At 43.6% G+C, this 13,083-nt stretch carries 13 protein-coding genes; 9 read left to right on the forward strand and 4 right to left on the reverse strand.

The window, feature by feature from the left end; all coding sequences use genetic code 11:
• The first annotated feature begins 1 nt into the window (after position 1).
• Positions 2 to 2,587: a YfhO family protein gene (locus M1M80_RS04735; RefSeq protein WP_060398220.1), complete on the forward strand. Its 2,586-nt coding sequence runs from the start codon at positions 2 to 4 to the stop codon at positions 2,585 to 2,587.
• On the opposite strand, the gene M1M80_RS04740 is transcribed toward M1M80_RS04735, so the two are convergent.
• Positions 2,580 to 3,563 carry a metal-dependent hydrolase gene (locus tag M1M80_RS04740; RefSeq protein WP_003239695.1) on the reverse strand — a complete coding sequence of 328 codons (984 nt, stop codon included), beginning with the start codon at positions 3,561 to 3,563 and terminating at the stop codon, positions 2,580 to 2,582. The genes M1M80_RS04735 and M1M80_RS04740 overlap by 8 nt on opposite strands.
• A gap of 216 nt (positions 3,564 to 3,779) precedes the next feature.
• On the opposite strand from M1M80_RS04740, the gene mutY reads away from it, so the two are divergent.
• Positions 3,780 to 4,889 carry an A/G-specific adenine glycosylase gene (gene mutY / locus M1M80_RS04745; protein WP_060398221.1) on the forward strand — a complete coding sequence of 370 codons (1,110 nt, stop codon included), beginning with the start codon at positions 3,780 to 3,782 and terminating at the stop codon, positions 4,887 to 4,889.
• 6 nt (positions 4,890 to 4,895) lie between these two features.
• Here mutY and M1M80_RS04750 read toward each other — a convergent pair whose 3' ends face one another.
• Positions 4,896 to 5,120 carry a hypothetical protein gene (locus M1M80_RS04750; RefSeq protein WP_003223257.1) on the reverse strand — a complete coding sequence of 75 codons (225 nt, stop codon included), beginning with the start codon at positions 5,118 to 5,120 and terminating at the stop codon, positions 4,896 to 4,898.
• A gap of 82 nt (positions 5,121 to 5,202) precedes the next feature.
• Here M1M80_RS04750 and fabL point away from each other — a divergent pair, with 82 nt between their 5' ends.
• From fabL to M1M80_RS04775, 5 genes are all read left to right on the forward strand, one after another.
• A complete protein-coding gene (gene fabL, locus M1M80_RS04755; RefSeq protein WP_003239690.1) occupies positions 5,203 to 5,955 on the forward strand; it encodes an enoyl-[acyl-carrier-protein] reductase FabL in 753 nt (250 codons plus the stop codon).
• A gap of 67 nt (positions 5,956 to 6,022) precedes the next feature.
• A complete protein-coding gene (gene sspE, locus M1M80_RS04760) occupies positions 6,023 to 6,280 on the forward strand; it encodes a gamma type acid-soluble spore protein SspE (RefSeq protein WP_003239689.1) in 258 nt (85 codons plus the stop codon).
• A 172-nt stretch (positions 6,281 to 6,452) separates the two neighbouring features.
• Complete coding sequence (locus M1M80_RS04765; protein WP_003239687.1) at positions 6,453 to 6,713, forward strand: YgaB family protein; 261 nt, start codon at positions 6,453 to 6,455, stop codon at positions 6,711 to 6,713.
• 143 nt (positions 6,714 to 6,856) lie between these two features.
• Positions 6,857 to 7,387 (forward strand): nucleoside tri-diphosphate phosphatase, encoded by a 531-nt coding sequence (gene ntdP, locus M1M80_RS04770; RefSeq protein WP_003239685.1) that lies wholly within the window; start codon positions 6,857 to 6,859, stop codon positions 7,385 to 7,387.
• Between the two features lie 86 nt (positions 7,388 to 7,473).
• On the forward strand, positions 7,474 to 9,216 hold the full coding sequence (locus tag M1M80_RS04775; protein ID WP_060398222.1) for an ABC transporter ATP-binding protein: 1,743 nt from the start codon (positions 7,474 to 7,476) through the stop codon (positions 9,214 to 9,216).
• A gap of 75 nt (positions 9,217 to 9,291) precedes the next feature.
• On the opposite strand, the gene M1M80_RS04780 is transcribed toward M1M80_RS04775, so the two are convergent.
• Together M1M80_RS04780 and M1M80_RS04785 are read right to left on the reverse strand one after the other, a co-directional pair.
• Complete coding sequence (locus tag M1M80_RS04780) at positions 9,292 to 10,353, reverse strand: aromatic acid exporter family protein (RefSeq protein WP_019257844.1); 1,062 nt, start codon at positions 10,351 to 10,353, stop codon at positions 9,292 to 9,294.
• A 218-nt stretch (positions 10,354 to 10,571) separates the two neighbouring features.
• Positions 10,572 to 11,861 (reverse strand): glutamate-1-semialdehyde 2,1-aminomutase, encoded by a 1,290-nt coding sequence (locus tag M1M80_RS04785; RefSeq protein WP_003239678.1) that lies wholly within the window; start codon positions 11,859 to 11,861, stop codon positions 10,572 to 10,574.
• A gap of 152 nt (positions 11,862 to 12,013) precedes the next feature.
• Between M1M80_RS04785 and bcp the strand changes: the two genes are divergently transcribed.
• Positions 12,014 to 12,487, forward strand: a complete 474-nt coding sequence (gene bcp, locus M1M80_RS04790; protein ID WP_003239676.1) for a thioredoxin-dependent thiol peroxidase — start codon at positions 12,014 to 12,016, stop codon at positions 12,485 to 12,487.
• A gap of 132 nt (positions 12,488 to 12,619) precedes the next feature.
• The gene (gene perR, locus M1M80_RS04795) at positions 12,620 to 13,057 is read left to right on the forward strand and encodes a peroxide-responsive transcriptional repressor PerR (protein ID WP_003223285.1); all 438 of its coding nucleotides are present in this window, start codon (positions 12,620 to 12,622) and stop codon (positions 13,055 to 13,057) included.
• The last annotated feature ends 26 nt before the right edge of the window (positions 13,058 to 13,083 follow it).

The raw sequence follows: 13,083 nt of genomic DNA on the forward strand, positions 1-13,083 counted from the left end.
TATGAAAAGAAAATATGTCATGATCTATGCGGCCAGTCTGCTGGCATCCGTTCTGGCACATGCTTTTTTTGTGAAAGAATGGACGGACGGCAGATATATGACAGGTCCGGGAGACGGGCTTGCGCAAATGATCGTATTTAAAAAATTACTATTTGAACAATATACCCACGGGAATTTTTTCTACAATTATTCATTCGGACTCGGCGGCGGCACATTCAGTCAGCTTGGCTATTATTTTTCTGTTTCCTTTCTTTTTCTTGCGGTATCCGCCGCCGTCTGGCTTCTTCAAGCCGTTCAGCTGATTGGAGAAGCGAATACGCTTTTTTGGGCGGAGTCAGCTGTTTTTATCAGTATTTTCAAACTGAGCGTGATCATCTTTACGGCCGCTTCTGTTTTTCACTATATTCTCAAACATAGAGCGGCGTCGTTCACGGGGGCTGTTTTATACGGTGTCTCGATCATTTATTTCCGCCACGAAGCGTATTGGGAATTTTTCACCGATACAATGATTTGGCTTCCGCTGCTTGTGCTCGGAGCAGAAAAAATCATTAGAGAGCGGCGTCCGGCATGGTTTATCATTGCGTGCTCGCTCACATTAATCAACAATTTTTACTTTGCATACATAAACCTCATATTCATCGGAATCTACGTGCTGTTCAGATGGCTGATAAGGCTGGACGAGCACGAAGAGAAAAGATGGATTCAATGCAGAATGTTTTTGGTTTCAGGGATCATTTCTTTCGGCATCAGTGCGGCGGCGTTTGTGCCGGTAGTATACGGTTTTTTAAACAACCTGCGCCCTCCGTACAGCCAGAAAATAGAGTGGCTCAATTTCGACGATAATATCTTATTTTCGAGTCGGATCATTATTTTGCCGGCAGCCTTTCTGCTGTTTTTGTTTATTGTTTCTTTTTACAAAAACCGCGTGTTTCGACTCTTTGCCGGATTGAGCCTGCTGTTTATTCTTCTTCATTTCAGTCCGTATGCGGCAAGCGTATTTAACGGCTTTTCCGCCCCTCAAAACCGATTTGAATATGTTCTGGCCTTTACGATTGCGGGAGCAGCTGCGGCGGGCCTGTCACAGCTGTCTGAACTGAAACGGAAAGAACTGCTCCCGGCTGCCGCGGTTGTCCTTCTTCTTTACTTGTATCATATCCAAAGGTATGAACTGGATATATGGAAGCCTGCGAATGAAAGCATTCTATTGCTTTTATTCCTGACAATCGCTGCCTTGTTTGCAGCAGCTTTTACGAAAAAACGGGCAACGGTGGCTGTGCACGGTGTGATCATTCTATCTTCGCTGCTTGTCGCCAACACCTATCAAAAATACACACTCTCAGAAGGCGGCGGCCTGGACAGTGTGACAAAAGCATATCTCACGGGTGAGGAATACAAAGGGCAAGAATCATCTGAGATCATCAGACGTTTACAGAAGGAAGACGATGATCCGCTTATGAGAATCGACTGGATGAACGGGGTCCGCAATAATACGCCAATTATTTATGGGTTTAATGGCTTCAGCGCCTATTCCAGCATTTTAAACAAACATCTGCTGACCTTCTATTGGAATGACTTGAGCATCGATATGGGAAGGGAAAGCGTCAGCCGTTATGCGTCATTGGGAGACAGGGCGAATTTGTACAGTCTGCTTTACGGCAAATATTATATGACGGAAAAAACAAACGAAGCCAATGTCCCGTACGGCTTCAAAAAGCATTTGGAATCGGAGCATTATGTCGTTTATGAAAATCAATACATGCTTCCTTTCATCAAAACAGCCGATGCCATATACAGCGAAAGTGAGCTGGACAAATTGCCTGCTCTTGCGAAAGAACAGGCAATGCTGAAAGGAATTGTAGTAGCGGATCCATCGGAGAAAACGGAGCAGGCACCAAAACTGGCCAATCTGATTCCCAAGTCTGACATCTCCGCAAAACATGCCCAGTATCAAAACGGACTGCTTACTGTAACTGGAGAAAACGGAGGAGAACTGATCATCACTCCGAAAGAGGCTTCATCCGCACCGGGAGACTACTATGTCAGCTTTTATTTGAAAAGCAAAGCAAAAGACAAAGGATTTACGTTAAAGGTAAATGATTATGCCACAACGAGGAAATCGAACCAATCGATTTATAAAACCGGAGTAAATGATATAACGACCAGAGTGCCTAAATCAGGCCATATCTCAATCAAACTTCCGAAAGGAACGTATGAGCTGAGAAACATAGCGCTCTATGAAGAAAATTACCAAACGCTGAAAAGCGCAGCGCTGCAAAATAAAACAGACAAAGCAGACAATCTGAAATGGGATAAAAATAAGCTGACGTTCGCATATCGTCTTCCAAAAAATCAGTACATCATGCTTCCGATCCCCTATGAAAAAGGCTGGGAGCTGAAGATCAACGGGAAACCACAGACGATTGAAAAAGCGGATTATGCTTTCATAGGCTTTAGGGCGCAAAAGGGAGACAATCACATTGAACTGGCCTACTATCCGCCATACTTCAAAATATCGGCGCTCATATCTCTCGTCAGTCTGCTGCTTGCTGTCTTATATATAAGACGAAAAAAGCCCGGCTCTAAATAGAGCCGAGCTTTAATTTTTTCTGAAGCTTTTCTTCGCTGAATATCCATCCCGTATAGGATGAGCGAATCGTGAGATCATGGCCGATATGAACGATGGCCACAAACGGATAATGGCCTTTGCTCCGATAACGCAGGTCAATAAATCTCACCTCATAATGGTCTTTAAACGTATCCACTTCCCACCGGTAAACCGGAGAAAATGAAAGAAACGCTGCGATGTTATCATCCTGCTTTGCCGCTTGCATCACTTCGGTTTCAGGAACTGGCACCCGATTAAACGTATCAAGAATCACTACATGCCCTTCCATGCTTCTTCCTACATAGAAAGCATGGGCTGTCGTCACGGCGATCCGCCATTGCCTGAATTTCATCGTCGGTGAAATAATAATGCTTTCGATCTCATCATGAATCATCTCATGAAGCTTTCGTTTGATTCTCAGCTGCATGATCAGGCGCACCATATAATAGCCAGCCAATATGATATACAAGCTGAGAAACGTGATGCCGGGACTGCCGCCCGCGTACCAAATCGCGATAGCCGCCAGATGGCTGATAAAAATAAACGGATCAAACGTATTAATCAGCCCGAGAGCAACCCATTTTTTCGAAAACGGACGTATCGCTTGTGTTCCGTACGCGTTGAAAATATCAACAAAGACATGCAGAACGACTGCCAGCAGCGTCCACAGCCACAGGTGCAGAAAATCGGCCTGAGGATAAAATAAATACAGAATCGCCGGAATGATGACAGACCAAAACAAAACGGCGGGAATTGAATGGGTAAATCCTCTGTGATTTCTTATATAAACAGCATTATTTTTAAGCTTTAACACAGTATCAATATCCGGAGCCTGAGAGCCCGCAAGCGTTGCGATCATAACAGCGTGAGCCATTGCCGGATCTGCTCCGACAACAGGGTCAAGCGTCGCAATACCGCCTAGTGCGATGCCCATCACGACATGTGTGCCCGTATCCATAGGTGACCTCCTTGCAGAATTGTCCTGCACATTCACTTTTGTAAGATATTCCCCATTTTCATATACCCGATTTTTAAACCGATTCAATCTTTCTCATATGTTTCCGCTTTTTCTTTACTTCTATTTAATGTAACATATTATCGTACTGTGCCCTTAGTGTACAACAAAAAACAGTCTAAAGAAAAGCGGGGCGCGAAAGACTGGGGAGAAACACATATGAACGTACTTGAAGACAAATTAAAACAAAAAGACATACAGCAATTTCGCGATGATTTAATCTCATGGTTCGAACGAGAGCAGCGCATTCTGCCGTGGAGAGAGGACCAAGATCCATATAAAGTGTGGGTATCTGAAGTGATGCTGCAGCAAACGAGAGTAGAGACAGTGATTCCTTACTTTCTGCGGTTTGTGGAACAATTCCCGACAGTAGAAGCGCTCGCTGATGCTGATGAAGAAAAAGTGCTGAAAGCATGGGAAGGGCTCGGCTATTATTCGCGAGTCAGAAACCTGCAAAGCGCGGTAAAAGAAGTGAAACAGGAATACGGAGGCATTATTCCTCCAGACGAGAAAGAATTTGGCGGCTTAAAAGGTGTCGGCCCTTATACAAAGGGAGCGGTGCTCAGCATCGCCTACAATAAACCCATTCCCGCGGTTGACGGAAATGTGATGCGTGTCATGTCGAGAATTCTTTCCATTTGGGATGATATTGCCAAACCAAAAACAAGAACGATCTTTGAAGATGCAGTCCGTGCATTTATTTCAAAAGAAAAACCATCTGAATTCAATCAAGGCCTGATGGAACTTGGAGCCTTGATCTGTACGCCGAAATCGCCTTCATGCCTGCTATGCCCGGTTCAGCAGCATTGCTCAGCATTTGAAGAGGGCACTGAACGGGAGCTTCCGGTAAAAAGCAAAAAGAAAAAGCCCGGGATCAAAACAATGGCCGCGATCGTACTGACTGATGAAGACGGACAAGTGTATATACACAAACGGCCGTCAAAAGGTTTGCTCGCCAACCTATGGGAATTCCCTAATCTTGAAACACAAAAAGGGATTAAAACCGAGCGTGAACAGCTTACTGCATTTTTAGAAAACGAATGCGGGATACAAGCTGATATCAGTGATCTGCAAGGTGTAGTCGAGCACGTTTTCACCCACCTGGTATGGAATATTTCTGTGTTTTTCGGTAAAGTAAAACAAGTGTCGGATACCTCAGAGCTGAAAAAAGTAACGAAAGAAGAGCTCGAACAATTTGCGTTCCCGGTGTCACATCAAAAAATCTGGAAGATGGCAGTGGAAGCAGCCGTATACTCGGCCGCTCCGTAAACATTCTTAATCGTAGGAGACGCGCGTGCCGTGGCTGTAGTCTGCTTCATTGCGCTTCATTCCGCCGCGCGCTTCAATTTCTTGCGTTAATTCCCGGTATTTTGATTGGCCTTCTTCGTTCAAATAAGGCATAATTTGCTGAAAGGCATGATGAAAATAGGCGAGTTCACTGTTTTTCCAATCTTCTTTGGAAACCATGTTTAATTCGCTCATATCACGTCCGACATACATAACAGAAGACCCCCTTTTAAGTTCTTGCCATTATTGTTTGTGGAAATAAAAGAACTATACGCTACAAGGAGATGAGGAAAAAATGGAACAAAATAAATGCGCACTCGTAACAGGAAGCAGCCGCGGTGTCGGAAAAGCGGCAGCGCTTAGACTTGCTGAGAATGGCTATAACATCGTTATTAACTATGCACGCAGCAAAAAAGCCGCTTTGGAAACAGCGGAAGAAATCGAAAAGCTTGGCGTCAAAGTGCTTGTCGTTAAAGCAAACGTAGGACAGCCTGCAAAAATCAAAGAAATGTTTCAGCAAATTGAAGAAACGTTCGGCAGACTTGATGTTTTTGTCAATAATGCCGCTTCAGGCGTTCTGAGACCTGTCATGGAATTAGAAGAAACACACTGGGACTGGACGATGAACATTAATGCGAAAGCATTGCTTTTCTGCGCTCAGGAAGCTGCCAAGCTAATGGAAAAGAACGGAGGCGGGCATATCGTCAGCATCAGTTCATTAGGTTCTATCCGCTACCTTGAAAACTACACGACAGTTGGCGTATCAAAAGCCGCATTAGAAGCTTTAACCCGTTATCTTGCGGTTGAGCTCTCACCAAAACAAATTATCGTCAATGCCGTTTCAGGCGGAGCGATTGACACTGATGCGCTCAAACACTTCCCGAACAGAGAGGATCTGCTTGAGGATGCGCGTCAAAACACGCCGGCGGGACGCATGGTCGAAATTAAAGACATGGTTGATACTGTTGAATTTCTAGTGTCTTCCAAGGCTGACATGATCCGCGGACAGACAATTATCGTTGACGGCGGACGCTCACTGCTCGTTTAAAAATTTTAAAAAAGAGGAATAGCCATACGATCACCTGCACATTCTAATGACCGTGGAGGTGATAACAATGGCTAACTCAAATAATTCAAGCAAAACTAACGCTCAACAAGTTAGAAAACAAAACCAACAATCAGCTGCTGGTCAAGGTCAATTTGGCACTGAATTTGCTAGCGAAACAAACGCTCAGCAAGTCAAAAAACAAAACCAGCAATCAGCTGCTGGCCAACAAGGTCAATTCGGCACTGAATTCGCTAGTGAAACTGACGCACAGCAGGTAAGACAGCAAAACCAATCTGCTGAGCAAAACAAACAACAAAACAGCTAATCACTGAAACAGAAAAAAGCACTTCATCTTCGGGTGGAAGTGCTTTTTTCTGTTTGAAAAACGACAAAACTTGTGAAAGGTCTACAGAATGAGTCAAAGGGTTTGCTTTATTGAGATCGAAATGATTAAAGGAGGAAACGTTTATACTTTCACCAGGCTGAAGGAGGAACCGATGACGGAATTTGAAAAGCTGGTAAGTGAACAGATGAAAACGATGGACAAGCTTCTCGATCTCCAATCAGAGCTCGACCGCTGCAAACAAATTGAAGCAGAACTCCGGCATTTGGAAAGGGATGCAAGGCTGCTCGGAATTCAGAATGAAATTGCGGTAAAACGGAAACATCTTGCCGATATACAGGATATGTTTCAAAAGCAGACAGAGCAGGTGATTCGTTCTTATCGCAGCTCAGAAAAGCCGTCTTCCTTTGTGTAGAGCAGGAATGTGCCATTCCCCGGCCGGAATGGCTCTTTTATTTTCATTTTTCAATTTGTAACGTTATAATAGGTAAAAGACGTTGTCGGTAAGCAAATTTGGACATACTAACTGTAGGGCTTTATAGAAAGTAGGGGAGAAATATGGGCTATCCCAAGGAAGGAGAAACCATTCAAATTCACAGCTATAAGCACAACGGGCTGATTCATAGAATTTGGAATGAGACAACAATCTTAAAAAGTACAGAAATGTGTGTCATCGGAGCCAATGACCGGACGATGGTAACCGAATCAGACGGCCGGACATGGATAACCAGAGAGCCCGCAATCTGTTATTTTCACGCAAGACAATGGTTTAATGTCATCGGGATGCTGAGGGAAGACGGGGTTCATTACTATTGCAACATCAGTTCACCGTTTGCCTATGATGGCGAAGCAATTAAATATATTGATTATGACTTAGATGTTAAGGTTTTTCCTGACATGACCTACAATATTCTCGATGAAGACGAATATGATGATCATCGGAAATCCATGAATTATCCAAAAGAAATCGACAGTATTTTAAGAGACTACTTAAACACGCTGCTCCATTGGATTCACCAGCGGCAGGGACCGTTTGCGCCCGAGTTTGTCGATATGTGGTATGAACGGTATTTGCGCTATACAAAATAATCGTTACGTAAAAACCTGTTGCGGGGTACAACAGGTTTTTCACATGGGCTCACACACATCATGATAAAGAGAGAGGGGGAATCAACGTGGGGGTTATGAAACGCTACATGCAATTCGTCAAACCTTATAAGAAGCAAATTTTCGTCACAGTATTAATTGGGATCGTAAAATTCTCCATTCCGCTTGCTCTCCCATTGCTTCTGAAGTACGTAGTAGACGACATTATTCAAGGAGGCGGCACGGCCAATGACAAAACAACGTCATTGTTCACCATTATGGCGATCATGTTCGCCTTATTTTTAATTTTGCGCCCGCCTGTAGAATATTATCGGCAATATTTTGCCCAGTGGACAGCCAGCAAGGTGCTCTATGATATAAGAGCTAAGCTGTTTGACCATATACAGAAGCTGAGCCTTCGTTTTTATGCGAATACGAGAACAGGGGAAGTCATTTCCCGAGTGATCAATGATGTGGAACAAACAAAGGATTTTGTTATCACAGGTCTAATGAATATATGGCTCGATATGCTGACGATTTTGATTGTGATTTCTATCATGCTGACACTTGACATTAAATTAACACTGATCTCTATCGTTTTATTTCCATTATACGGCATATCAGTGAAGTATTTTTACGGCCGTTTAAGAAGGCTGACAAGGGAGCGCTCGCAGGCGCTCGCTCAAGTGCAGGGGCATTTGCACGAGCGCATTCAAGGCATGCCGGTTATCAGAAGCTTTGCGATAGAAGATCATGAACAGGCTAATTTTAATGAGAAAAACAGCCATTTCTTAGATAAAGCCATCCGTCACACGAATTGGAATGCCAAAACCTTTGCGGTCGTCAATACCATTACAGATTTGGCGCCGCTCATCGTGATTGCGTGCGCCGGCTATTTTGTCATTAATGGACCGCTGACAGTCGGAACAATGGTCGCGTTTGTCGGATATATTGATAGAATGTACAACCCTGTTAGAAGGCTGATTAATTCGTCTACAACATTGACACAGTCAATCGCATCAATGGACAGGGTGTTTGAATTTATTGACGAGCCATATGAACTCACTGACAAACCAAATGCCATTAAGGCCGATCAGATACGCGGAGAAGTGGAATTTCAAAACGTTTCGTTTCAATATGAGAAGGAAAAAGAAAACATTCTCCATGATGTCTCTTTAAAAGTAAATAAAGGAGAAACTGTAGCTCTCGTCGGCATGAGTGGAGGAGGCAAATCAACACTCGTCAGCCTGATCCCGAGATTTTATGATGTGACAACCGGCAGATTGCTGATTGACGGGACAGATATTCGCGATTATGAAGCGAGAAGCCTTCGCAACCAGGTTGGCATGGTGCTTCAGGATACCTTTTTATTCAGTGAAACGATTCGGGAAAATATCGCAATCGGCAAACCTGATGCCACGCTTGAAGAGATTATCGAAGCCGCCAAAGCTGCCAATGCCCATGAATTTATTATGGGTTTTCCTGAAGGGTATGAGACCCGGGTGGGAGAAAGAGGCGTTAAGCTGTCAGGTGGACAAAAGCAGCGAATCTCAATCGCGCGGGTATTTCTGAAAAATCCGCCGCTCCTCATTTTAGATGAAGCGACATCAGCTCTTGATTTGGAAAGTGAGCATTACATTCAAGAAGCGATGGACAAACTGGCGAAGGACAGAACAACTTTTGTTGTCGCCCACCGCTTATCGACCATCACACATGCGGATAAGATTGTTGTCATGGAAAACGGCACAATCATTGAAGTCGGAACCCATGATGAACTCATGGACTATGACAGTCAGTACAAGCACTTATTTACCATTCAAAACTTGAGCTGAACATCAATCTTATATCCTTTTAACGAAGGATATAAGATTTTTTTGTATATAAAAAAACCCGGCTGTTCAACCGGGTTACTCTTCTGTTTCTATTTCGCAGTCTTTCGGATGATACGTTTGAAAACTTGTGATGAGCGTTTCTAAATGTTCAAGCTGCTCGCGATATTCTACGGCACTTGCCATAATATTGAGCATGTTGTAATCAATAAGCTCATCATCCGTGTTTTGCTGATTTTTCAAAAATGACTTTGTTAAAAGCTGCTTATATCGAATGCCTTCTTCATCCGCGTCATCATGCGGCTTGATTTTGCCGACAAACCTCATCAAAATCAGTTCATGCCAGTAAAGCAGGTAATCAAGCTCTTCAGTCAGTGTTTCCTGAAACTCTTCCGGCATATGATAGATGTCGTTTTCCAAACGATGCAGCTTCTTCAATGTATCAAGCGCCCGATTTGCAGTGATAATGGCCTGTCTGAACAAGACAAGCTTTCTTGATTTTACATAGGTCGTTTTCTTAAAGTAGCTTCTTTCTTCTTTATATAGAAGATATGTCTGATCAAGCTTGATCATTTTTTCTTTCAGTTTTTCAATATCCTCTTTCAAAATCGAATGCTCTGTTGACTGCCGCATGGACAGCCTGATCCACTTCATAATTTCTTCTGTGTTTTCGACCGTATTATGAATCAGCTTTGTTTCATACTTAGGAGGCAAAAATACAAGGTTAACGATAAAGGAAGAAAGCACCCCTAAGATGACTGTGCTTGTTCTGACCAGGGCGAACATTAAAAAGTCGTCACCGGCAGATTCTAATATCGCAATAACTGTTACAAGAGCAATCGAAATTGTATGTTCAATTTTAAGTTTCAGCATGATTGTAATGACAATAACTGCTGTCAACCCGATCATGATCGGGCTGGGTCCGAAAATAAGGCCGAACACTGTGGCAATCACAGCTCCGATAATATTTGCCTGAACCTGATCAATAATAATGAGAAAAGAGCGGTAAATCGACGGCTGGATCGCAAATATCGCTGCAATTCCAGCAAAAATCGGCGCGGGAAGCCCGATCCACGAAGCCAAATAAAGGGCGAGTGTAATCGCAATCCCGGTTTTGAAAATGCGGGCACCAAGTTTCATTGGTTTGTGCGTGCATTCCTTTCTATAGTAAATTGTGTGACATAGCAAATGGCTAATCCTTAAAATTCCCGGTTAGTTTATTTGCTAAACAATTAAGTAATATACAGGGATCGATACAAATATTCAAGCTATTTTTCAAGAAAAAGACCAAAATCTTACACGCTGTTTAAATGAATAAAAAAACAGGAGCATAAAGCTCCTGTTCAGGGTGTCTGATTCTAGTTTTTAAGGTGTTTAAAAGCATCCTCGACCGCCACAAGCGTGTCTTTAATATCCTGCTCTGTGTGTGCTGTTGTAATAAACCAGGCTTCATATTTAGAAGGTGCTAAATTAATTCCGCGTTCCAGCATCAGCTTGAAAAACTTAGCGAATGTTTCTCCGTCACTGCGTTCAGCCTGCTCGTAATTTTCGACTTTCTCATCAGAGAAATAAACTGTGAGTGCGCCTTTTAACCGGTTGACGGTAATCGTGATGCCGTGTGTTTCTGCGTGCTGTAAAATGCCTTCCTCCAGCATAGCGCCAAGATGATCAAGCTTTTCATACACGCCTTCCTCTTTGAGCACTTCCAGACAAGCGATGCCTGATAGGATGGAAGCGGGATTCCCGGCCATTGTTCCAGCTTGGTAAGCCGGTCCAAGCGGAGCTACCTGCTCCATGATTTCTTTTTTACCGCCATAGGCGCCGATCGGAAGTCCGCCGCCGATAATTTTTCCGAGAGCTGTTAAATCAGGTTTAACCTGTAAGAGATCCTGTGCGCCGCCATACATAAAGCGGAAAGCTGTAATGACTTCATCGTAAATAACGAGAGCACCCGCATCGTGTGTCAATTCATTTACTTTTTCTAAGAAGCCCTCTTTCGGCTCAACAATTCCGAAGTTGCCGACAATCGGTTCAACGAGAACCGCCGCGATCTCACTGCCCCATTTATCAAGGGCCGCTTTATAGCTTTCGATATCATTAAATGGAACTGTGATCACTTCGTTTGCAATGCTTTTTGGTACACCAGCTGAATCTGGTGTGCCGAGAGTAGACGGGCCAGAGCCGGCGGCGACAAGCACAAGATCTGAATGTCCGTGATAACAGCCTGCGAATTTAATGATTTTTGTCCGGCCTGTATATGCGCGAGCCACTCGGATGGTCGTCATAACAGCTTCTGTTCCCGAATTAACGAATCTTACTTTGTCCATAGCAGGAATGGCTTCTTTGAGCATCTTTGCAAATGTAACCTCATGTTTCGTCGGTGTTCCATACAATACACCGTTCTCTGCTGCTTTTTTAATCGCTTCTGTAATATGCGGGTGGGCATGTCCGGTAATGATCGGACCATACGCCGCTAAATAATCGATGTATTTGTTGCCGTCCACATCCCAAAAATAAGCGCCGTTTGCTTTTTCCATTGCGACGGGAGAACCGCCGCCGACCGCTTTATATGATCTAGACGGGCTGTTTACACCGCCGACAATGTGCTCTAATGCCTCATTGTGAAGTTCAATTGATTTTGTATGCAAGAATAAAAACCTCCTATATCTCCATGCGTCCTTTCTATTGTAGCATGCTTCCAAACAAGAACAATGGATTCAGGCTCAAGTTGCAGGGACGATAGTTGTAATCTGGACAAGAATTGGATACGCTTAATAAAAAAACACTCGGAGGTAACGTAATGACGATAGAAATCGGACAAAAAGCGCCTGATCTTGAGTTAAAAGGCGATCATGGGGAAACAGTAACATTATCGGATTATAAAGGAAAGTATATCGTGCTTTACTTTTATCCAAAAGACATGACACCGGGATGCACAACTGAGGCATGCGATTTTCGGGACAGCCACGAAAGCTTCGCTGAACTGGATGCCGTTATTATCGGCGTCAGCCCGGACAGCCAGGAAAAGCACGGAAAATTTAAAGAGAAGCATAACCTTCCTTTTCTGCTTCTTGTTGATGACGAACACAAACTGGCGGAAGCGTTTGACGTATGGAAGCTAAAGAAGAACTTCGGAAAAGAATATATGGGAATTGAGCGCTCTACTTTTCTGATTGACAAAGAAGGCCGGCTCGTTAAAGAATGGAGAAAGGTAAGAGTGAAAGACCATGTAGCCGAAGCGCTTCAAACCCTCAAAGATATGTCGGAAAAGTAAATTCGTCTCTCAGCCTCAAATGATATGCTTACTTTTGCCCTAATATCAATTGACAAATTATCGTAAAAAGAGTTACACTAATTATAAACATTACAATGTAAGAATTTTTTTTAGAAGAGAGGTGCATGACGGATGGCTGCACATGAACTAAAAGAAGCCTTAGAAACGTTGAAGGAAACCGGAGTTCGCATTACTCCTCAACGTCATGCGATTCTGGAATATCTCGTTAACTCTATGGCTCATCCAACAGCGGACGATATATATAAAGCTCTGGAAGGGAAATTTCCTAACATGAGCGTAGCGACGGTATATAACAATTTGCGTGTGTTCCGGGAATCCGGTTTGGTGAAGGAGCTCACATACGGCGATGCTTCAAGCAGATTCGACTTTGTCACATCCGATCACTATCACGCGATTTGTGAAAACTGCGGTAAAATTGTGGACTTCCACTACCCGGGCCTTGACGAAGTGGAGCAGCTGGCTGCCCATGTCACGGGTTTTAAAGTAAGCCACCATCGTTTAGAAATTTACGGCGTCTGCCAAGAGTGTTCGAAAAAAGAGAACCATTAAAAATAAGCTGACCGCACGAAACGGTC

It is taken from the genome of Bacillus inaquosorum (assembly GCF_023238325.1).
GTDB classification, from domain to species: domain Bacteria; phylum Bacillota; class Bacilli; order Bacillales; family Bacillaceae; genus Bacillus; species Bacillus inaquosorum.

Excerpts from the sequence above, each read along its gene's own strand:
- mutY (WP_060398221.1), top strand. The coding sequence starts at position 3,780 with ATGAACGTACTTGAAGACAAATTAAAACAAAAAGACATACAGCAATTT.
- M1M80_RS04750 (WP_003223257.1), bottom strand. The coding sequence starts at position 5,120 with ATGTATGTCGGACGTGATATGAGCGAATTAAACATGGTTTCCAAAGAA.
- fabL (WP_003239690.1), top strand. The coding sequence starts at position 5,203 with ATGGAACAAAATAAATGCGCACTCGTAACAGGAAGCAGCCGCGGTGTC.
- M1M80_RS04735 (WP_060398220.1), top strand. The coding sequence starts at position 2 with ATGAAAAGAAAATATGTCATGATCTATGCGGCCAGTCTGCTGGCATCC.
- sspE (WP_003239689.1), top strand. The coding sequence starts at position 6,023 with ATGGCTAACTCAAATAATTCAAGCAAAACTAACGCTCAACAAGTTAGA.
- M1M80_RS04740 (WP_003239695.1), bottom strand. The coding sequence starts at position 3,563 with ATGGATACGGGCACACATGTCGTGATGGGCATCGCACTAGGCGGTATT.
- M1M80_RS04765 (WP_003239687.1), top strand. The coding sequence starts at position 6,453 with ATGACGGAATTTGAAAAGCTGGTAAGTGAACAGATGAAAACGATGGAC.
- ntdP (WP_003239685.1), top strand. The coding sequence starts at position 6,857 with ATGGGCTATCCCAAGGAAGGAGAAACCATTCAAATTCACAGCTATAAG.
- M1M80_RS04780 (WP_019257844.1), bottom strand. The coding sequence starts at position 10,353 with ATGAAACTTGGTGCCCGCATTTTCAAAACCGGGATTGCGATTACACTC.
- perR (WP_003223285.1), top strand. The coding sequence starts at position 12,620 with ATGGCTGCACATGAACTAAAAGAAGCCTTAGAAACGTTGAAGGAAACC.
- bcp (WP_003239676.1), top strand. The coding sequence starts at position 12,014 with ATGACGATAGAAATCGGACAAAAAGCGCCTGATCTTGAGTTAAAAGGC.